Raw genomic sequence first — 21,297 nt, 5'->3', positions numbered from 1 at the left:
GACAGCACGCTCGTCTCTCTGCTGTCGTCTCCTAGCCGCCCTACGTGGAGTCGTCGTGAATGGGATCGAGCGGGACGATCCGAGGGCCGTGTTCGGTCTCGACGACCGTCGCTTCGATCTCGAAGACGTCGGCGAGCAGGGCCGGCGTCACGATCGACTCGGGGGGGCCGCGGGCGTACACCGCCCCGTCTTTGAGCGCCACGACGTGGTCGGCGTAGCGGGCCGCCTGCCCGATGTCGTGGAGAACGAGGACGACGGTCGTGTCGCTTTCGTCCCGCAGCGTCTCGACGATCTGCATCACTTCGAGCTGGTGGTGGGGGTCCAGGAACGTCGTGGGTTCGTCGAGCAACACCACGTCGGTGTCCTGTGCGAGTGCCATCGCGATCCACACGAGTTGCTCTTGGCCGCCGCTGAGACTACCCACGTCCCGTTCCCGGAGGTGGTCGATGCCGGCCAGCTGTATCGCGTCGTCGACGGCGGCGTGGTCCGTGTCCGACAGCGAGTCGAAAAAGCCACAGTGGGGATACCGACCGCGTTCGACGAGGTCGGCGACCGAGATCCCCTCAGGTGCCACGTTCTCCTGAGAGAGCAGCCCCAGTTTCCGAGCCAGCGCCTTCGTGCCGAACGAGTCGACCGCTCGCCCGTCGAGCAGAACCGTCCCGCGGTCCGGTTCGAGCCTGTGTGCGAGTCCTTTCAACAGGGTGCTCTTCCCGCTGCCGTTGGGCCCGATGAGCGCGGTCACCTCGTCGGTCGGGATGTCGATCGACTCCCCATCGATGACCGGGTCGGACGTGTCGCCGTAGCCCACGACGAGATCCGTGCCACGGACCGCCGTCGTCGGCGGGCGTCGGTCGGGCGTCGCGTCGTCCGTGCGGTCGTCGGTCCCCGACTTGCGCGAACGGTGATCGCCCGCCATCAGACCTCACCCAACTTCTCTTTCTTGCGCATCAGGTAGAGGAAGTACGGCCCACCGACGAGCCCGGTGATGATCCCGACGGGGAGCTGTATCGGGCTCAGAGCGAGACGTGCGCCAACGTCGGCACCGACCAGCAGCGTCGGCCCGAGGAAGAGACAGCCGGCGAGGAGCCGGCGGGAATCACTGCCGACGATGTTGCGAACCATGTGGGGGACGATCAGACCGACGAAGCCCACGAGCCCCGCCACGGCGATTGCGGCGGCCGTCGAGAGGATGGCGATGCCGGCGACGGCAAAGCGGACCTTCTCGACGGGCATACCGAGCGACTCGGCAGTCTCTTCGCCAAGCAGTAACACGTCGAGCTCTCGGGTCACGGCGAAGGCCAGGAGCATCGCGAGCACGGTAAACGGGAGCGCGATGCGGACCTGTGCCCAGTCGGTTCCCAGGAGCGACCCGGAGAGCCACGTCTGGGCCGACATGACGACACCGAGATTGTCGATGAAGAAAAACAGTGCTCGCTGGACGGACCCGAAGACGGTCCCGACCACGACGCCGGCAAGTACCAGCCGGACGGGACTGGTCCCGTTCTTCCAGGCGATGACGTAGACGAGCAAGAACGCAGCGCCCCCGCCAGCTGCGGCCAGCACCGGCAACAACGGGAGCAAGCCGGAGAAGGCCGTCAGCGTGAGGAGCACGACCAGGCCAGCGCCGTCGCTCACGCCGAGGATGTAGGGGCTGGCGAGTTCGTTGCGCGTGATGATCTGGAAGATCGCGCCCGAGACCGCGAGGTTCGCACCGACGAGGACGCCGACGAGGATCCGCGGGAGCCGGATGTTCCAGACGACGAGCTGTCGGCGCGTGAACCACTCCGGGGTGTCGCCACTGAGGAGAAACGCGTGCCAGACGTCCCCGTTCAGCAGGATCGCCGGGTCGAAGACGGTCGCCCACGCCTCGCCGAGTGTCAGCGGATACGCGCCGAAGCTCACCTGCAGGAGGGTGACGAGCAGCAGGATCCCCAGGCTACAGAGCGCGAGTGCGGCGAGTTTGGAGGTCACGTACCAGTCACGCCCGACGGCGGAACGCTCGGCGAGTTCGTCGAGTACCTTCGCCATCGATGCCTAGAAGTTCCCGTTGATGATCGCCGAGAGAGCCTGCCGGTCGAAGAGCTGTTCGGACGGCTCGATTGCGTCCGGCGATCCCGGCCACTCGCCGAAGGACTCCGGATAGACCATCTTGGCGAGTGCCTCCGTCGAGAAGAGGTCGACGATCGGACCCATGAACTGACCGCCGGTCCGGACGAGGTTCCGTTCCTGGACGGCGGTCAGGTCCTGTCCGTTCGAGTTGGCCTCGAACGGTTCGACGACGGTCTCGACGAACTCGTCGTGAGTGAGCGACGTGAGCCCACCGACAGCACCGATGTAGTCCGGATCGGCGTCGAGGAGCTCCTCGTACCCGATGGGACCGTCCGGCACGTTGCCGGCGAAGGCGTCTCGCATGCCCAGCCGGCGGTACGTGAGCGTGTTGTTCTGGAGCGGGTCCAGTGGTGCGATACGGAACTGGCCAGAGTCCGGCCTGACGCCGCGCCAGATGGCGGCGACCGTCGGGCGCTCGTCTTCCGGTGGGAGGCCCGCCTCGATCGTCGACATGAAGTCGGCGTGGAACGACTGCCACGCTTCGAACTGCTCGCGGCGCTGGAAGATCTCCGCGGCCTTCTCGAAGGCCCCGTAGAGTCGGTAGTACGGCTCGCGGCCGACGGCGGAAGAGGACGCGAACCGAATGCTCGATCCGAGGAACGGCCCGACGCCGGTCCGGATCTCCTCGATGTCGGAGTCGTTCCAGTTCGCGAAGAACTTCAACATCCGCGGGTCGATGAGGTGAACGTCGCAGTCGGCGGCGTAGAAGTTCTCCTTGTCGTAGCCGGATTCGGAGTCGGACGCGAGTTTCACCACCTCGTCTTCCTCGAAGGAGACGTTCGGGAGAGCGTCGTAGTACTTCAGCGGCGCGCGTTCGAGACTGGCTGTCGCGGTCGGCTGGATGCCCAGCGCCATGCCGATGTCCATCCAGACACTCGGAATCGCCGCGTAGGTCTCCGGGACTGTTTCGAACGTGTACGATGGGTTCGGTTCGACTGTCACCGTGTACGACGCCGCCCCGTCCGTCGATCGGGAGCGAGTCGTCGTCGACCGATCTGTGGTGGTGGTCGTCGGCTCCTCCGAGCCGCTGGTGTCGCCGAGACAACCGGCGAGAGCTGTTCCAATGAGAGTGCCACCACTTGCGAGTAGTTGCCGTCTGCGTACCATATGAATTAGGCGTGCCTAAACAGCATTAGTAATTCGCGCCGTGTGGTGTAACGGGCCCGTTTACGCTGTTCACGCCGTGTTACAGCCAGCGGTGTGTGTACAGGCGGCTGTTCAGGATCGTGCAGAGAGACACCGATCGAGCGGGGTCGCGTCCGCCAGTTGTCTCTCGATCGTCTCTCGGGCCCAGCGAACGACTGCCGGATGGGTACAGCGAAGAATGTCGAAGCCGCTGTGCTGTTCGCGGTCGACGGTCAGAAACACCGTGTCGCCGTCGATGAGGTCGATGCTACAGGGAACGGGGTCGTCGACCGTGTAGTAGACGGTCGAACCGATCTCGGCTTCGATGTGTCGCCAGCGATTTCGGAGGTCGGCGTCGTCGACCATCGTCTCCGTCAGGCTCGCGTCGAACAGGACCACACCGTCGGGCGGGTCGCCGGATCGAACTGCGTCCTCGAACGTGTACATCGGCAGCGAGATGAACGTCCCGAGCAGCGCGTGAAAGCTCGAAGCGTCCTGGACGGCGTTGGCGACGACCCTCGCGGCAGCGAGCGGGTCGTCGCTGTCGGGGGCCACCAGCGTGCTCTCGCTGAGACACCGAAGCTCGAAGTCGAACCACTCCGTGGGCAGTCGATCGACGACGTCGGGAACCGCCTGCCCGACGGAGACAGTGCCCAGGAGGCGAGCGAAGTCCGCGTAGACGAGTTCGCCGAAGCCGGTCAGTGCGTACGTGTTTTCCGTCGGATCGTGCTCGATCAGCGTACGGTCGGCGAGGTCGTTGAGGATGCGACTGAGCGTGACACGCGAGACGCCCGTGTGCTCGCCGAGCGCGGTACGCGAGTGGACGCCGTCGTCGAGCAGTGCGAGAACGCGAAGCCGATGCTCCGAGCGGGCCAGGAACGCCACCGCCTCGATCGCGTCGTCCCCGAATGCCGGTTCGTGACTGTTTTCGATCGGTTCGTCCGTGTTTGCCGCCGTCATAAGGCATAGATAATTTAGGTGGCCCTAAACAGTTTGCTACTCGGGACGGCGGCGCGAGTGGGCGACGGTCACCCGAGGCTCCCCTCCATCTCGAGTTCGATGAGGCGGTTCAGTTCGACCGCGTATTCGATGGGCAGTTCTTCCGTGATCGGCTCGATGAAGCCGGCGACGATCATCTGCTTTGCGTCGTCGTCGTCCAGACCGCGGCTCTGGAGGTAGAACACGTCCTCGTCGCCGATCTTGCCGACGGTCGCCTCGTGGGCCACGTCGACGTTCGACTCCTGGATCTCCATGTACGGCATCGTGTCCGACGTGGACTCGTTGTCGAACATCAGCGCGTCACACTCGACGCTCGTCGAAGCATCTTCGGCCCCGTCGGCGATGTGGACGAGGCCCCGATAGTTCGTCCGGCCGCCGTCCTTGGAGATCGACTTCGACTCGACGGTCGAGTGAGTGTCTGGCGCGTTGTGATAGACCTTCGCGCCGGTGTCGATGTTCTGGCCCTCGCCAGCCATGGCGATCGTGATGTGGTTGTCCGTCGCGCCGGGACCCTTGAGGACCGAGGCCGGATACAGCATCGTCGCCTTCGACCCCATCGAACCGGACACCCACTCCATCGTCCCGTCGGCCTCGACGATGGCGCGTTTGGTGTTCAGATTGTACGTGTTCGTCGACCAGTTCTGGACCGTCGAGTACTGGACGTGAGCACCCTCACCCACGAACACCTCGACGCAGCCGCTGTGGAGGTTGTGCGTGCCGTAGTGGGGTGCCGAGCAGCCCTCGATGAGGTGCAGTTCCGAGTCCGGTTCCGCGATGACGATCTTGTGCTCGAACTGCCCCATTCCCTCGGCGTTCATCCGGAAGTACGCCTGGAGGGGCATCTCGACCGTGACCCCCTCCGGAACGTAGACGAACGAGCCGCCCGACCAGACGGCACCGTGTAGCGCCGCGAATTTGTTGTCCGACGGTGGGACACACGTCGTCATGAAGTGTTCGCGGACCAGTTCGGGGTGTTCCTGGACCGCCGTGTCCATATCACAGAAGATCACGCCCTGCTCTTCGAGGTGGTCTTGCATGTTCTGGTAGACGACCTCGGATTCGTACTGCGCACCGGCTCCCGAGAGTGCCCGCTGCTCGGCCTCCGGGATACCGAGCCTGTCGAACGTGGCCGCGATGTCGTCGGGGAGATCCTCCCACGAGTCGACGCTGTCGTCGGTCTCCAGGTCGGGCCGCAGGTACGGGACGATCCCGTCGACGTCGATCTCCGAGAGGTCGGGCTGTCCAGGCCACCCCTCGGGCATCGGTAGCTGTCGGTACCGTTCGAGAGCGTCCAGCCGCCGCTGGAGCATCCACTCGGGCTCGTCTTTCTCCGCCGAGATGAGCCGAACGGTCTGCTCGGTCAAGCCGGTCTGGGACTTGAACTCGGCCAGCACGTCGTTCTTGAAGTCGAAGTCGGTCCCCGATCCGGTCCGTTCCAGTCGGTCGTGTTCAGTCATGGCTGGCAGGGCGACCGAGAGAGGGTGTTCGTTCGAGGCGTCGCTTGTGGTTCCACCGAACGGCGTCGACGGAGTCGGTCGAGCGGCCGATTTGGCAGGGCGATCGCGACGGTCATCCCGTGCTAGTTCCCGAAGTGGGGGAAAGACACCTGTGCCGAAGCGGTTCGGCAGCGGCGAATCGCCCGGTCTCCGGCGGCGTCGCCGAGAGAGGGGACGACGCAGAGAAGCCGTCAAGTCACGGGGACCCGTAGCGAGGGTATGCGCGAACTCGTCTTCGCTCTGGAGTACGAACCCGGCTGCAACAGGGTGGCCGACACGCTCGCCGACCACCCCGAGGCTCGGATTCGATCGCTCTCGCTGCACGCGACCGCGGATCGGCTCTGGCGGGTCGACCACGCCACCGGATCGCCCGAGGCACTCAGCGCCCTCGAAGACGCCTTTCTGGACGCGGACTACTACGCGGACTGTCTGGCGACCGACCACTGTGGCGCGACCCAGACGACACAGGTGCTCGATCACGACGACGAGACGCTCGTGCTCTACTCGAACTGGGAGCGGACGCCGGACTGCGACTCCGTGCCCCACATCGCGCGCGACCACCTCGGTAACGGCGTCCTCTTCGAGACGCGCCACGAGAGTCGCCACTACACGTGGCGGATCATACACTCGGGAGCGGGTGACGTCACGACCTTCTTCGACGCGCTCGAAGCGGCAGTCGGGGACTGTGCTCGGACGGAGATGCTCCGGACGGCAGAGACGTCGACGGAGGGCGAGACGAGCGGATCGGGGTCGCTCTCGGCCGAACAGGAGGCCGCGCTCCGGGCCGCCGTCGAACACGGCTACTACGAATCGCCCCGCGAGGTCGACGTGGGCGAACTCGCCACCCACCTGGACGTGCCGCGGTCGACGCTCACCTACCGGCTGCGACGGGCCGAAGAGCGACTGGCAAAGCAGTACGTGGCCGACGAGCAGCTGATGGGTGAGCTGGCGAGCTACGACTGATACTGCGGGCTGTCAGCCTGCGACGACGGGCGTCACCCCCGTGTGGCGGCCGGCGAACGAGCGCGGGCGGCGGCGTAGTTGGAATATTCCAACAAGGGCTTATCGAACTGTGGCCCGAACGAGTACGTAATGACGAGCAAATCGAAGACGGCGGGAGACGGTGGACAGGACCCCGGTGAGACGACCGTCCGGGTGACCGTCCCCGAGATGGACTGTCCGTCGTGTGCACAGAAGGTCGACAAGAGCCTCCAGCGCCTCGACGGCGTGCGTGAGACGACTCTCCAGCCGACGACCGGAACGGCGATCGTGAGCATCGACACGGGCGCGACGAGCGAGGCCGAAGTCGTCGGAGCCATCGAGAGCGCCGGCTACGAGGTCAGCGGAGAGCCGGGCGACTCGTCCGGCGAGGGAATCGAGGTCGCTCCGCCGGCAGAGATCTGGCGGAGTTCGCGGGCCATCAAGACGTGGATCGGGGCCGCGTTCGTGACGCTGGGCCTCCTCTTCGAGTTCGTCCTCGGGGGCCAGAACGTCGCTCTCGGGAGCGTCTTCGAGTTCCCGCTCCATCTCGCCGACGGGCTGTTCCTCGTCGCGATCGTCGTCAGTGGCTACCCGGTCGTCCGCGGAGGCTACTACTCGGCGAAAAACAGGAGCCTCGACATCGACCTCCTGATGGGGACGGCGATCATCGCCGCGACGGGGATCGGCTACTTCGTGGAGGCCGCGACGCTCGCGGTCCTGTTCAGCATCGCAGAGCTCCTCGAAGACTACGCGATGGATCGGGCGCGGGACTCGCTGCGTGAACTGATGGAGCTGTCCCCCGACGAGGCGACCGTCCGCCGAAACGGAGACGAGGAGACCGTGCCGGCCGAGGACGTGGCCGTCGGCGAGACGGTCGTCGTCCGCCCGGGCGAGAAGATCCCACTCGACGGCACGGTCGTCGAGGGCACCAGCGCGGTCGACGAATCGCCGATCACCGGCGAGAGCGTCCCCGTCGACAAGAACGTCGGCGACGAGGTGTACGCCGGCAGCATCAACGCGGAGGGGTACTTCGAGTTCGAGGCCACGTCGTCGGCCTCGGAGTCGACGCTCTCCCAGATCATCGAGATGGTCCAGGGCGCACAGGAGAAAAAGACCGAGAAAGAGCAGTTCGTCGACCGCTTTGCCGGCTACTACACGCCGACGGTCGTCGTGCTGGCGATCCTGACGGCCGCGCTCCCGCCGTTGCTCGTCGAGGGCGGCGCGACCGTCAGTGTCGCCGGGCTCAGCCACACGTTCGTCGGGAGCTGGCAGACCTGGTTCGTCCGCGGGCTGACGCTGCTGGTCATCGCGTGCCCGTGCGCGTTCGTCATCTCGACGCCCGTCTCCGTCGTCTCGGGGATCACGAGCGCCGCCAAGAACGGCGTCCTCATCAAGGGCGGCAACCACCTCGAAGCGATGGGCGGCGTCGACGCCGTCGCCCTCGACAAGACCGGGACGCTCACGAAGGGCGAACTCGCCGTCACCGACGTGGTTCCCCTCGGCGAGGCGAGCGAGACGGAGCTGCTCCGGTACGCCGCCGCCCTCGAACAGCGCAGCGAGCACCCCATCGCCGAGGCGATCCGCGAGCGCGCCCGGGAATCGGGGGTCGGCGAGCTACCCGCCGTCGAGGCGTTCGAGAGCCTCACCGGGAAGGGGCTCCGCGCGGAGAGCGACGGCGAGACGTACTACGCCGGCAAACCGGCGCTGTTCGAGGAGCTGGGCTTCGATCTGTCACACGCCCACGCTCGGCCCGACGGCGGCACCGTCGTCGAGGCGACCGACGAGGAGTGTGACCGGGACGACTGTGCCGACCTCGAAGCCGGTACGCTCTCGCAGTTCGAAGCGGAGGGCAAGACGGTCGTCCTCGTCGGCACGGCCACCGAACTGCTCGGCGTCGTCGCCATCGCCGACGAGGTTCGCCCGGCGGCGTCACGAGCGGTCGAGCGGCTACACGAACTCGGCGTCGAACACGTCGTGATGCTCACCGGCGACAACGAGGGGACCGCCCGCGCGATCGCCGAGCGCGTCGGGGTCGACGAGTACCGCGCCGAGCTGTTGCCCGACGAGAAGGTCGACGCCGTCGAGTCCTTACAGGCCAGCCACGGCGAGGTGGCCATGGTCGGAGACGGGATCAACGACGCGCCCGCGCTGGCGACCGCCGACGTCGCGGTTGCGATGGGGGCTGCGGGGACCGACACCGCTCTCGAAACGGCCGACATCGCGCTGATGGGCGACGACATCGGGAAGCTCCCGTATCTGTATGCGTTGTCGAACGAAGCAAACAGCGTCATCCGACAGAACATCTGGGCGAGTCTGGGCGTGAAGGCGGTGCTGGCACTCGGAGTACCCCTGGGACTGGTCAGCGTCGCGCTGGCGGTCGTCGTCGGTGACATGGGGATGAGCCTCGGCGTGACCGGGAACGCGATGCGACTGTCCCGGATCGATCCGGGTCGGTTCTTCGACGGCTGAGCGGTCAGTACGGCTACAAAAATCTCGTTCAGAGAACGTTCAAGTCGCTTTCGCGCGTACCGATGGACGCACGATGAGCGAACACGAACTGCCGCCGCTGCCGTACGACTACGACGCACTCGAACCACACATCAGCGAACAGGTGCTGACCTGGCACCACGACACCCACCATCAGGGCTACGTCAACGGCTGGAACGCCGCCGAGGAGACGCTCGAAGCGAACCGCGAGGCGGGCGACTTCTCCTCCTCGTCGGGCGCACTCCGGAACGTCACGCACAACGGCTCCGGACACGTCCTCCACGACCTGTTCTGGCAGTCCATGAGCCCGACCGGCGGCGACGAGCCGTCGGGCGCGCTGGCCGACCGGATCGAGGAGGACTTCGGCTCCTACGACGCCTGGAAAGGCGAGTTCGAGGCCGCCGCCTCGGCCGCCGGTGGCTGGGCGCTGCTGGTCTATGACTCGTTCAGCAACCAGCTCCGGAACGTCGTCGTCGACAAGCACGACCAGGGCGCACTCTGGGGGAGCCACCCCATCCTCGCGCTGGACGTGTGGGAACACTCCTACTACCACGACTACGGGCCGGCCCGCGGCGAGTTCGTCGACAACTTCTTCGAGGTCGTCGACTGGGAAGAACCCAGCCAGCGCTACGAGCAGGTCGTCGAACAGTTCGAATAGCGCAATTGAGGCGACTGTGAGGCATCACGTCGGCGCTGGGGCGCTGACGGTCTGAGTGCCGTTCGACCCTCCCGACTCTCGGTTTGTTACCACTCTCCCGCCGATTCCTGTACCAGAGATGCAGACAATGGGAGACGGTTTACCCCTCGGACCACTGTGTGTTCCTGATGAGGCGACGGCGATCAGCCACCGGCGAGGACACGCCACTGAAATCGACGCTGTACTGCCCGGAGTGTGACCACCGGAGTCCGGCGACCGGGGAGTGGAACGTCTCCGAGACGGCCCGCCGGACCCGCTATCGCTGCCCCGAGTGTCGGACCAGCGTTCTCACACAGCCCAGATACGATGACGGAGAGACCGCCGCGCCGGTCGTCGCGATGTGGGGCCGCTCCGTCCGGGGCGTCGTCGACCAGCTACGACTCTGTCGGCGGTTCTGGGCCGAGACGACCGCGTAGCGCTACGACGGAGAGGGCGTCGGCGTGTGAGAGTCAGTCGCCGCTGGCCGACGACGCGGTGCCGTTCGTCTCGAAGGTCACCGTCTCGTTGCCGTCGACGACGACGGTATCGGTCTCGTCGACGCTCTCGATCGAGAGCTTCGTGTAGGCGGTGACGACGCTCTCGGTTTCGAGATCGATCCGGACCACGACGGTCGGACTGTCCGACGACGCCGTGAGTTCGAGTGCGACCTCGCCGTCGTTGGTCGCTTCGACGACGGTCGCCGCCAGCGCGCTGGGATCGTCGAACCGCTGCTGGACGGTGTAGCTGGCCTGTGAGTCGTTCTCGACGAGTCGCTCGACCAGCGTCCGTTCCTCGTCGTCGAGGACGCCGATCGTGTCCGTGATCGTCAGGTCGAGATCGTCGAGTGCCGGCTGTGCGGAGCGCACGTCGACCGACTCGTTGTCGAGCGAGACCGTCCCCGCGACGCTCGGGAGACAGCTGTCGGCGGGACTGGCGCGGACGCCGACGGTGTCGGTCGGCTCCTCGCGGTCGACGCTCTCGTAGTACTGGTTGACCCGGAGTTCGACGTGCTCTGACTCCCCGAGTCCAGCGCTGGTCGAGAACTCGTCCCAGACCAGCGCCGCGAATCGCTGGCGGTCGATCTCGTCGAAGGCCTCGCCGCCGTGTGCCTCGATCAGCGTGACGGTGACGCCGTCGACGCGCACGTCGGTCCGGGTCCGGTTCGGATCGTCGACCCGGAGCGCGCCGCTGCACGTTCGGCCGGCCTCGCTGACCGTAAACGTCGTTGCGCTGGTGTTGGTGACCGATACGTCGACGGTCTCCGTGTCGGCGTCGGTGTAGGTGCCGGACGAGGTGACGGTGCCGTTCGTCGGTTCGGGCGACTCGTCTGTCGAGTCGGTCACGCTGCCGTCGGCGACGACGACCGCGCCACTGGCGGCCAGGAGGAGCGCCGAAACGGCCAGCGCGTAGGCTGCAAGCCGGTACTCACGTCGCATCTGTACCACTCCGTTGGCGGGGACTGGATCGTGTCATGTGTTCGTGTGGCGATCAGACCAGCCCGCGAGCGGCCGAGAGCGGCTCGTGGAGGGGGAACGTGTGACGGGGTTCGTCTCGGGGCCGCCGGCAGGGGACTGACCCGATCGCGCCACCCGTGGGTTGACAGAAAGGGCTTGTAAGCGTCCGTTGGAAACGGCCGTGAAACAGGTGTGAAACGCGTTTCAGTTCCGTTTCAGGCGTTTCGAACTGGTGGAAACCAGCACCTTCTTGGGAGGACGTTCGGTCTCGGAAGACATGAAGACGGTCGTGCGGTCCCGAGTGGTGTTGGTCCTCGCACTCGGCGTCCTCGGCGGCAGTATCGCGGTGTTCGCGACCGTGACCGGCGTCACTGCGGCGGTCACGCCACCCGCGGAACACGAGTTCGCGATCGACGACGGACAGCTCGTCGAAACGAGCGGCGAGCGCGACCGGACGGTGGTCGCCGATCTGCGTACCGTCGAGCGGGTCGAGATCGCCGGTCGCGGGAGTTCCCTCGTCGTGACGACGACGCCGCGCGAGCCGGTCGAGCTCCCGCTCGCGACCCGAGAGCGTGCCAAAGAGATCGTGACGACAGCGGGGACGGTCGCCGACGAGTCCACGCCGGAGGGCGCGGTGTACACGATCCGACCGATCCCCGAGTCCGTTCGAAGCGACACCGCCGCAGTGGCAGGAGCAGACCCGGGGACGGCGTGGACGCAGCTCGCGCCGGCAAACGACTCCGCGTTCACCCTGCGAGAGCGAGCGGACGGCGTCGTCGTCGAGCGAACCGAACGGCGAATGAGCGACCGGCGGGCGCTGGTGGTCGTCGATCCGGTCGAACGAGCGACGCGGTACAGCGTCGTCGTCGATCTGGAGAACGAGACGGTCGACGCGTTCGTCCGACTCAGAGAGGGGGCCAGCGGGTCCCCTCGTGGACGATGAACAACGAGAGCCGCGACCGACGAACGGTCGTCGCCGCCGGGACCTTCGTCGCCGCGACGGCCGTGACGGTCGCGCTGGCCGCCCGCCTCGCCACGCCGCCGTCGATCACGGTCGCGATGGGAGACGCCACCGTGCGGGCCGGGACGCTGGGTCCGTCGCTTCGCCCCGGCGGCGCGATCGCACTCACGATCGCGGCGTTCGCCGCTGGCGCGAGTGCGACCGTCCTCCTCGTTGACGGCGAGCCTGCGTCGCCAGCGGACCGGTCGATCACAGAGCCGGACAGCCCAACCGACGGTGACGGCGAGCAGACAGCGCCGTCGGAACTGCTGGCGGCCCGACGCAGCGAGTGGGAAAAAGTGGCAGACCGGCTCGCGAACAACGAGCGGATCGTCTACGAGACCGTACTCGACGCCGACGGCGTGCTCCCACAGAGCGAGATCGTCGAGCAGACGGACGTGTCGAAAGCGACCGTCAGCCGGGCGCTGGACAACCTCGAAGCGCGGGACCTCATCGAGCGCAAGCGCCGCGGGATGGGGAACGTCGTCGTTCTCACCTGAGACGGACAGTTGTCGTTGCTTCCCGGTGAGCGCTGGGACGGGGTCGATGCTCACCAGTACATCGCGACAACGGTCCGTATGATCGACCGTCGACCTCGCTGGCTGCGGGACCGAGACCGTCGGCCAGACGATATGAAAGGTTAATTCGGAGCGACTGTAACAGGCCCCCGTGAGCGAGTACAGCCCTGTTCCCTCCCCCGATGCGACGACCGTGTTCCCGTATCACGATCTCACCCCACCAGCGACCGCCGACGTGTACGAGGCCCGTCCCGTCGTCGACGACCACCTCCCGCGAACGCCGCTCGTCCGGAGCGAGTCGCTCTCGGCCGAGTTCGACGCCGACGTGTACCTGAAGCGCGAGGACACCCTGCCGACGGGGGCGTTCAAGGTCCGCGGTGGCGTCACCCTCGCGTCGCGCCTCGACGAGGAGTTCCGCGAGTCGGGCCTGATCGCCGCGAGCACCGGCAACCACGGGCAGTCGGTCGCCTACGCCGGCCGCGCGTTCGACCTGCCGGTGACGATCGTGGTGCCCGAAGCAGCCAACGCAGCGAAGGTGGCCGCGATGGAACGGCTCGGTGCCGACGTACAGTTCCACGGCGCTGACTTCGACGAAGCCCGCGAGCACGCCGAGTCCCTGGCCGCGCAGGCGGGCTATCGATACGTCCACTCCGCGAACGAGCCGAGTCTCGTCGCCGGGGTCGGGACCGCCGGCCTCGAAATCGTCGAGACGCTGCCGGATCTCGACTATCTGTTTTGTCCCGTCGGTGGCGGATCCAGCGCCGCCGGCTACTGTCTGACGGTGGGCGCGCTCACGGACGCCACCGTGATCGGAGCCCAGTCGGAGGCGGCACCGGCGATGCACCGCGCCTGGGCCGAGGACACGCTCGAACCCCACGATCGGATGGAGACGTTCGCCGAGGGTGTCGCGACGCGCGTCCCCTTCGCGCTGACGACGACGGTCCTCCGCGAGCGACTCGACGAGTTCCGACTCGTGAGCGAGGCGGCCCTCCGGCGAGGCGTTCGCGATCTGTTCGTAAACGAGGGGGTGCCCATCGAGGGTGCCTGTGCGACGAGCCTGGCGGCGATGAGACAGCGCGCGGACGAACTCGCGGGATCGACGGTCGTGTTCCCGATCTCGGGTCGGAACATCGAGCCCGAAAAGCTGACCGACATCCTCGACGGCGCGCCCTGATCGGCCGGGCTCGCGGGGACGCTCCCCAATACCTATCTCAGAGGAGCCAGAGAAAGCAGACAACGGAATGGGAGGGACACAGCCAGGAGCGACGCTGGCCGCAGGCGTCGGCATCGAAGTCGATGGCGGTCACTGCGAGCAGTTGCTCTCCCGAGGGCAGTCGCTACCGGCGTCGGCGAGGGAGACCTTCACGACGGCCGAGGACAACCAGCAGACGGTCCAGATTCGTGTGTTCCAGGGCGAGCATGAACGTGTCGAGGAAAACGAGCTGCTCGGCGAGTGTACGGTCTCCGGCCTCGCACCCGCCCCCGCGGGCGTGCCGGAAGTAGCAGTCATGTTCACCGTCGACAGCGATGGGACCCTGCGGGTCTCGGTCCAGGACGCGACCGGCGACGCGACACTCCAGATCGAGGGACAGCGTGAGTTCGACGACATCGCGGTCGAGACGGCAGGAAGGACCGGCGCAGGTCCGACCAACGACGTGATACTCGGCGTCGATCTGGGGACGACCGACAGCGTCTGTGCAGTGCCGGTGGACGGCGAGCCCGAAATCGTCGTCAACAGCGAGGGGGACCGTGCGACACCCACCGCGCTGTCCGTCGACGACGACGGGAATCTGCTGGTGGGCAAAGCGGCCCGGAAGCGAGCGGTCTCCCGACCGGAGCGGACCGTCACGTCGGTCAAGCGCGTCCTCCTCGGCGAGGGCAGCACGGTCGAGCTGGGCGAGCGAGAGTACTCGACCGTAGAGCTGGCGGGATCGCTCTTCGAGAAGTTTCGCTCTGACGCCGAGAGCGCCCTCGGGCGGCCCGTCGAGAAGGCGGTCGTCACCGTCCCCGCGGTGGCGTCGATTCGCCAGCGGAGACGCATCGAGCGAGCCGGCGAGATCGCCGGGCTGGAGATCGAACGGACGATCGACGACGCGGCGGCCGCGGTGATGGGATACGCTTACGGGAGCGACGGAGAACAGACCGTGCTGGTCTGTGATCTCGGCGATGGCTCGCTGAGCGTCTCGCTGCTGGACGTGGAGAACGGTATCTACGAGATCGTGGCCAACGGCGGAGACGACGAGCTGGGGGGCGAAGAGTGGGACGCGGCGATCGTCGACCACCTCGCCGATCGGTTCGAGGCGGACCACGGCATCGATCTGCGCGAGGACCCACAGGCCCGTAGACGGCTGGCCGACGCAGCGGCGGCCGCGAAGATCGAGCTCGCCTCGCGCGAGCGGACGCGGATCGACACTCCCTACGTCGCGACGACGGACGACGGTCCGCTGGATCTGAACGCGACACTCGATCGAGACACCTACGAGTCACTGACTGAGCCCCTCGTCGAGCGCGTCGTCGAGTCGACCAGCGCGGTCCTGAATGAGAGTCGACACGAGACGGACGACGTCGACGAGCTCCTCCTCGTCGGCGGCGCGAGCCGGCTCCCGCAGGTCCGAAACAGAATCGAGACGCTGGTCGGACAGCAGACGACCAGACGCGTCAACGAAGACGAGGTCACCGCACTCGGGACGGCCGTGCAGGCTGGCATCCTCTCGGGCGAGGTCGACGACGTGGTGCTGCTGGACGTGACCTCCCTGCCGCTGGGCATCGCGGTCGAGGGCGGTGATTTCGAGCGCATCGTCGAGCGAGGCGAGACCATCCCCACCGTCGAGTCAGTGGTGTTCACCACGACGGTGGACGACCAGACGGCGGTGCCGATACGCGTGTTCCAGGGCGAACACGAAACCGCCACACGGAACGAGTTGCTCGCCGAGTTCGTCCTGACCGACGTGCCACCGGCCTCGGCTGGGACACCGGCGATCGAGGTCACGGTGAGCATCGACGAGAACCGGAGGATCAACGTCGAGGCAGCCCACGACGGCGGCAGTGAATCGATCACGATCGATCCGACGACGGAGCTACCGCTGGAGGATGGAACGAGACGGCAGTCCGAACAGGAACGGCCCGCGCCCCGACTGGTTGCCGCACGGGACGAGGACGAGGCGACGGCAGCCGACGGCAACTCGGAGACGAGCGCCCCGATGGAGCTGGAGACGCTGATCGACGAGACCCTCGACGTGCGCAACCAGCTCCACCGGGGCGTCCTCTACTGTCGCCGATCGATCGACAACGACGTGGCGAACCTCCGCGACAACCTCGAAAAGACGGCCCGGAACGTCGAGTCGATCCTCGGGACGAACGCGGAGAGAGCAGACAGCCATGACGAGGACGGCGAGAGCCAGGGAGCCGACCGGCTCGTCGACGAGCTCGCGGCCGTCGAGGAGTCGCTGCGAGGACTGCTCGGCGAAGACACGTCGACCGGGCTGGCGTTCGACGACCTCGAAGCGCTGGTCGACCGGATCGACCGCGGGCTCGAAGCGGCGGGACTCGTGCTCGTCGATCCCGACGGCGGGGCCGAAACGGATCCCTACCGCCATCGGGTAGTCGCCTCGACCGAGAGTTCCGTTCCGGAGGGGCGAATCGTCTCCGTCCAGCAGATCGGATACGAGCGCGACGGTGCGGTGCGCCGGGAGGCGAAGGTGGTCGTCAGCACGGGTTCTCCAGCGGAGCGTGTCACAGCGGCCACGGACCAGACCGATCCCGACCGGTCGAGCGCCACACTCGATCGGGCGATCAGAGACGCGCGCGCCCCGGCTGTCGAACAGTTCCCGAGCCCACCACGACGGTCGGTGAGCTACGAGGACTTCGAGATCGGAGCGACGCTGGGAACCGGCGGCCAGGCGGTCGTGTACGAGACGACCCACCCGGCGATCGAGTCGCCGGCCCGGATCGCGCTGAAAGAACCGGCTCGCGGCGAGCGAACCCTGACACACGACGCGATCAGTTCGTTTCTCCAGCGGGCACAGACGTGGCGGACCGTCGACGACCGCGAGCGAGAGGGCCGCCGGTGGCGCTCCCACGAGTACATCGTCGGCGTCGTCGACGTCGGGGACACCCGCCCGTGGATCGCCATGGAGTACATGGACGGCGGCGATCTCGCCGATCGACTCGACGGCACCGACGGGCTGGCGGTCGAAGAGGCCGTGTGGATCGCGCAGTGTCTCTGCCGCGCGCTCGAAGTCGCACACGAGTACGGGATCGCCCACCTGGACGTCAAGCCGGGGAACGTCCTCTTCACCGAAACGGCACCGTCACGCTGGGACCTGCCGAAGCTCGCCGACTGGGGCCTCGCGAGAAAGCTGCGGGACCGAACCGACTCGATGGAGGGGTTCTCCCGGCACTTCGCCGCGCCCGAACAGTTCGACGCCGAGACCTTCGGCGAACCGGACCCGGTCACGGACATCTACCAGGTCGGCGCTGTGCTGTACGCGATGCTACGCGGCGAGCCCCCCGTGAGCGGCGGACGCCTCGCCGTCCGCAAGCGGATCGTCCGCGACGACGGGCCACCACCAGCCCCGAGTGCCTACCGTGACGACGTGCCCCATGAACTCGACGAGATCGTACGCACGGCACTGGCGACGGCAAAGCGGGATCGGTACGAATCGATCCGGTATCTGCGGGACGATCTGGAAGCCCTGTGGAAGTCGCCGGACGATACCGGCTAGCTTCGATCCCACAAGGGTCCGTCTGAAACTGAACACGACCGTCAATGTCGGAGATTCCGGCGGCGCTTCAATCCCACAAGGGTCCGTCTGAAACCTCGCCGAAGTGCTGCTCCTGGGCGAGATTCATCGCACGCTTCAATCCCACAAGGGTCCGTCTGAAACCGGCGGTCGAAACCCTTCGGGACGACGGGCAGATGACGCTTCAATCCCACAAGGGTCCGTCTGAAACAGTTTCTAAGAACGACTCGGGTTCGTCGGCCCAGAGTGCTTCAATCCCACAAGGGTCCGTCTGAAACAGTTTCTAAGAACGACTCGGGTTCGTCGGCCCAGAGTGCTTCAATCCCACAAGGGTCCGTCTGAAACGCCGGCACTGGCCAGGTTCGCCGGCCCAGTTCCGAGCTTCAATCCCACAAGGGTCCGTCTGAAACGATGTCTGAGACGGTCGCCCCATCGCCGTCGTCTCCGCTTCAATCCCACAAGGGTCCGTCTGAAACACGGCCATCCCGAGCACCGGATCGGACCGCATGACGCTTCAATCCCACAAGGGTCCGTCTGAAACGTGTCGGTGGGTGTACGACCGAGTGGCCCGGCGACGAGCTTCAATCCCACAAGGGTCCGTCTGAAACCATCGGCTCGAAGCGCACGTCCCCGCCGCGGCCGGCGCTTCAATCCCACAAGGGTCCGTCTGAAACTTTGGCAAGAGGTGACTGGCATATCGAGCGACCTCGCTTCAATCCCACAAGGGTCCGTCTGAAACGCGGCGACGTGTGTCCGTGGTGTGGTGTTCCCCTCAGCTTCAATCCCACAAGGGTCCGTCTGAAACGCGCGTCGTGGCAGTATCCGCGGCCACCTCTCGCACGCTTCAATCCCACAAGGGTCCGTCTGAAACCATGGCCGATTTGACCACGTGTACACCGCTATTTGCCGTTTGCACTTCATGGTTTCCGTCGACCCTCGATACCCCTCGAACCCCCCGGGGGTCGATGGAAACGCGTGCACTCCGGTCAGTACGCGGGCGAGAACGGTCGACGTGGCGGGAAACCGGCGACAGAGGGATCGGTCCGACCGTCTTAACCAACAGAACGACGGTTCTGGAGTCCGTGTTGGTTAACAGGGAGATCGAAGTGAGCGACGATCCACCGACGCCGCCGACAGACCTGCCCGATGACCTCGGCGACGGACTCGAACAGTGTTCGCCGACTCGTCTCCGCCAGATCGCGGAGTACGCCGAGGCGCTCGCAGCGTTTCGCGAACGGAACGATCGTCTGGATGGGGCCGACGACGGCGACGGCGAGCACGCCGACAGAGCCCACAAACGGGAGGACGGACCCGAGAACCCTCCCGACGGCGTCCCGTCGAAGGCGACGATCACGGTCAAGGAGATCAACGACAACCGCTACTACTACTGGCAGTGGCGCGACGGCGAACAGATCCGTTCGCAGTACGAAGGTCCCGTTGATCCGGCGTAGTCGTCGCCCGAGGCGACAGTGGCTGATACTACCGGCTGTACATCTGTGAACGATTTCGCCACCCCGGGGTGGCGAAGCTCGTCACGAAGTGACAGCCGGCAGTATGAGGAGTGTGACACACCCCGTGTGCGAAGTGATTCTCGGGTCGTGTCCGGAGCACCACCCCCCGTGTGCGAGATGAATCTCGACGAGAGCGGGACCGACCCCGTGTGCGAAGTGAAACGGAGTCCTGTGCTGGGTGCACGCCGGAGGCGTGTCGCCGCCGCCAGTGAGTGGTACACACCCACCCCGTGTGCGAAATGACTTGGGCGCTCTCAGTCTGCGAAACGATAGGCCACGAGATCGGCACCACACCGTCTGCGAGATGACCACCCCGTGTGCGAGATGAAACTGTCAGTGCGAGCGAGAGAGATCGTCCGGCGTATGCGAGCTGGGTCGGAGGGCATCAGAAGTCACGCGGCCTCACCCCTCGAAGAAGTCCTCGATCTGAGCGTTGACGACGGACTTGATCAGTGACTCGTCCTGCTCGACCTCTTCGAGTCGGATGTCCGAGCGTAGCGTTTCGGCGACGACCTCTGGGTCGTCGACGAACGTGTACTCTTTGTGGACGCCGCTGCCGTAGCCACGGCCCCGCTTCTCCGAGGTGACGAAGTTGTAGGTCTCGGCCTCGCCCATGTACCGGAGGTAGGAGTCCCGAGACTTCTCGTCCGTGTCCAGAAGGTCCGTGAGGTACTGATAGACGCGGTAGGCGACCGTACTCGGGACGGCGTTGAGGGTGCGATTCGAGTAGACCGGGACGATCGCCGTCGCGTACAGCGAGAGCTTCTTCTGCGAGGAGAGGCCCTGCATCTGGGTCAGCGTCCGGTCGCGTTCGGCCTCTTCCTGTGCGTCGCGAACGTGCTGTTCGTGGACCGTGTCGTCGCCGGCACGATCCGCGATCTCGCCTGCCGTCCGGAACAGGTCGATCGCCTTCCGCGCGTCGCCGTGATCCTGTGCCGCGAAGGCAGCACTGAGCGGGATGATCCCGTCTTCGAGGACTCCCTCCTGGAACGCGTCGCGTCGGCGTTCCAGGATCGCCTGCAGTTGGTTGGCGTCGTAGTCGGAAAACACCACGTCCTGGGGGTTGAACGAGCTCTCGGCACGGCCGTCGAGTTCCTCCATGAAGCGCGGATCGTTCGTGAGCGCGGCGACCGAGACGTGCTGGTCGATCCGGCCCAGTTGGGAGGCCCGCGACAGCTGATACAGGAGTTTCGAGTACGCCGGTTCGTCGTTTGGATCCCGCTGGCGACCGACGAGCAGGTCGACCTCGTCGAGAATGATGATGACCGACTCGAAGTGTTCGCTCAGAATATCGTAGAAGCGGTTGAGCTTCTGGCTCGTCGAGACCCCGCTCTGTGGGACGCCGACCTCGACGCCCGCTTTCGCCGCGGCGTTTTCCACGAGCTGGTAGACGGCCCGGTCGTGTGACTTGAGCGTCTGGCAGTTGATTTCGACGACGCCGAAGTCGATGTCCTGGCTGTTTGCCAGTTCGAGCACCTGCTGGCAGACGGCGTTGATGATCAGGGACTTGCCGGTCCCGGACGGGCCGTAGAGCAGCATATTCGGCGGGCGATTGGCCTGCAGCGCCGGCCGGAGATAGGTAATGATGTCTTCGAGTTGGTCGTCGCGACCGACGATGCGGTCCTCGTCGATAACGGCATCCGGATCGAGGAGACCCTTGTCCCTGAAAACGGAGTCCTGGACGCCCTCCTGAAGCCGTCCCTTGATAGATTGGGACAGTGACTGCTGGTCGTCGCCGTCGCCCATGATACCGTGATATGGCCCACTTCGCAGATAAAGATTTGGAACCGCCTGCGAGATTAAATATGGCGAATATACTGCAGAGAGTGGCTAATGTCTACGAGATGAGAGTGGCGGGACGTACCGTGGGCAAAGTCAAATTCGGTCGTGTTCAAATACACAGATGTCCAGGAATGGATGTGTTCAGAGACGAACGTGATAGGTCACGGGCCCCGTGTGCGAGATGAAACGACAATCCGGAAGCCACGACGACTGTGAAGATCGAGGGAACGTCGTCCCAGCGAGCTCGGACTGCGTCCGGATTCGGACGACATGCAGACCCGCACACCCCGTGTGCGAAATGAAATGTAGACGAACGGGGAAGGTACTGGTAGAGAGTCGAATCACGACAGCAGTCGAGATCCGTCGCTCCCACAACCCGTGTGCGAAGTGAATCGGAGCGGAGGACAGACTGGTGAA

At 65.9% G+C, this 21,297-nt stretch carries 15 protein-coding genes, 1 pseudogene and 1 CRISPR repeat array; of the genes and pseudogenes, 9 read left to right on the top strand and 7 right to left on the bottom strand.

What is annotated here, in order from left to right; genetic code table 11:
* Positions 1–40: 40 nt before the first annotated feature.
* The 5 genes from ACAH01_RS16510 to sufB form a co-directional block, all read right to left on the bottom strand.
* Positions 41–916 carry an ABC transporter ATP-binding protein gene (locus ACAH01_RS16510; protein WP_372480849.1) on the bottom strand — a complete coding sequence of 292 codons (876 nt, stop codon included), beginning with the start codon at positions 914–916 and terminating at the stop codon, positions 41–43.
* On the bottom strand, positions 916–2,028 hold the full coding sequence (locus ACAH01_RS16505; RefSeq protein WP_372480848.1) for a FecCD family ABC transporter permease: 1,113 nt from the start codon (positions 2,026–2,028) through the stop codon (positions 916–918). The genes ACAH01_RS16510 and ACAH01_RS16505 overlap by 1 nt, the downstream gene beginning before the upstream one ends.
* 6 nt (positions 2,029–2,034) lie before the next feature.
* Positions 2,035–3,216, bottom strand: a complete 1,182-nt coding sequence (locus tag ACAH01_RS16500; RefSeq protein ID WP_372480847.1) for an ABC transporter substrate-binding protein — start codon at positions 3,214–3,216, stop codon at positions 2,035–2,037.
* 111 nt (positions 3,217–3,327) lie between these two features.
* Positions 3,328–4,194 carry an ArsR family transcriptional regulator gene (locus ACAH01_RS16495; protein WP_240936983.1) on the bottom strand — a complete coding sequence of 289 codons (867 nt, stop codon included), beginning with the start codon at positions 4,192–4,194 and terminating at the stop codon, positions 3,328–3,330.
* 68 nt (positions 4,195–4,262) lie between these two features.
* Complete coding sequence (gene sufB / locus ACAH01_RS16490) at positions 4,263–5,690, bottom strand: Fe-S cluster assembly protein SufB (protein WP_372480846.1); 1,428 nt, start codon at positions 5,688–5,690, stop codon at positions 4,263–4,265.
* Between the two features lie 258 nt (positions 5,691–5,948).
* Between sufB and ACAH01_RS16485 the strand changes: the two genes are divergently transcribed.
* The 4 genes from ACAH01_RS16485 to ACAH01_RS16470 all read left to right on the top strand — a co-directional run bounded on the left by ACAH01_RS16485 (position 5,949) and on the right by ACAH01_RS16470 (position 10,310).
* Positions 5,949–6,692 (top strand): helix-turn-helix domain-containing protein, encoded by a 744-nt coding sequence (locus tag ACAH01_RS16485; RefSeq protein WP_372480845.1) that lies wholly within the window; start codon positions 5,949–5,951, stop codon positions 6,690–6,692.
* 129 nt (positions 6,693–6,821) lie between these two features.
* A complete protein-coding gene (locus ACAH01_RS16480; RefSeq protein WP_372480844.1) occupies positions 6,822–9,179 on the top strand; it encodes a heavy metal translocating P-type ATPase in 2,358 nt (785 codons plus the stop codon).
* A gap of 73 nt (positions 9,180–9,252) precedes the next feature.
* Complete coding sequence (gene sod, locus ACAH01_RS16475) at positions 9,253–9,855, top strand: superoxide dismutase (RefSeq protein WP_372480843.1); 603 nt, start codon at positions 9,253–9,255, stop codon at positions 9,853–9,855.
* Positions 9,856–10,022: 167 nt separating this feature from the next.
* A complete protein-coding gene (locus ACAH01_RS16470) occupies positions 10,023–10,310 on the top strand; it encodes a hypothetical protein (RefSeq protein ID WP_170095278.1) in 288 nt (95 codons plus the stop codon).
* Between the two features lie 33 nt (positions 10,311–10,343).
* On the opposite strand, the gene ACAH01_RS16465 is transcribed toward ACAH01_RS16470, so the two are convergent.
* Positions 10,344–11,309 (bottom strand): hypothetical protein, encoded by a 966-nt coding sequence (locus ACAH01_RS16465; RefSeq protein ID WP_372480842.1) that lies wholly within the window; start codon positions 11,307–11,309, stop codon positions 10,344–10,346.
* 295 nt (positions 11,310–11,604) lie between these two features.
* Here ACAH01_RS16465 and ACAH01_RS16460 point away from each other — a divergent pair, with 295 nt between their 5' ends.
* The 5 genes and pseudogenes from ACAH01_RS16460 to ACAH01_RS16440 all read left to right on the top strand — a co-directional run bounded on the left by ACAH01_RS16460 (position 11,605) and on the right by ACAH01_RS16440 (position 19,038).
* Complete coding sequence (locus ACAH01_RS16460) at positions 11,605–12,270, top strand: hypothetical protein (RefSeq protein ID WP_372480841.1); 666 nt, start codon at positions 11,605–11,607, stop codon at positions 12,268–12,270.
* Complete coding sequence (locus tag ACAH01_RS16455; RefSeq protein WP_372480840.1) at positions 12,267–12,827, top strand: helix-turn-helix transcriptional regulator; 561 nt, start codon at positions 12,267–12,269, stop codon at positions 12,825–12,827. Before ACAH01_RS16460 ends, ACAH01_RS16455 begins: the two co-directional genes overlap by 4 nt.
* 169 nt (positions 12,828–12,996) lie before the next feature.
* Entirely contained in the window at positions 12,997–14,019 is a 1,023-nt protein-coding gene (locus tag ACAH01_RS16450) for a threonine/serine dehydratase (RefSeq protein ID WP_372480839.1), read from the top strand.
* A 67-nt stretch (positions 14,020–14,086) separates the two neighbouring features.
* Positions 14,087–17,440 (top strand): annotated as a pseudogene (gene grpE, locus ACAH01_RS16445) (nucleotide exchange factor GrpE); the annotation flags it as partial.
* 128 nt (positions 17,441–17,568) lie between these two features.
* Positions 17,569–18,458: a CRISPR direct-repeat array (repeat unit 30 nt; unit sequence GCTTCAATCCCACAAGGGTCCGTCTGAAAC).
* A 235-nt stretch (positions 18,459–18,693) separates the two neighbouring features.
* Positions 18,694–19,038, top strand: a complete 345-nt coding sequence (locus ACAH01_RS16440) for a hypothetical protein (RefSeq protein ID WP_372480838.1) — start codon at positions 18,694–18,696, stop codon at positions 19,036–19,038.
* A 462-nt stretch (positions 19,039–19,500) separates the two neighbouring features.
* Here ACAH01_RS16440 and ACAH01_RS16435 read toward each other — a convergent pair whose 3' ends face one another.
* Positions 19,501–20,844 carry an orc1/cdc6 family replication initiation protein gene (locus ACAH01_RS16435; protein ID WP_372480837.1) on the bottom strand — a complete coding sequence of 448 codons (1,344 nt, stop codon included), beginning with the start codon at positions 20,842–20,844 and terminating at the stop codon, positions 19,501–19,503.
* Positions 20,845–21,297 lie beyond the last annotated feature (453 nt).

This window comes from Halomicrobium sp. HM KBTZ05, assembly GCF_041530035.1.
Lineage (GTDB): Archaea > Halobacteriota > Halobacteria > Halobacteriales > Haloarculaceae > Halomicrobium.
The sequence above is the reverse complement of the archived record's forward strand: the minus strand, read 5'-3'. Positions and strand labels throughout refer to the sequence as shown.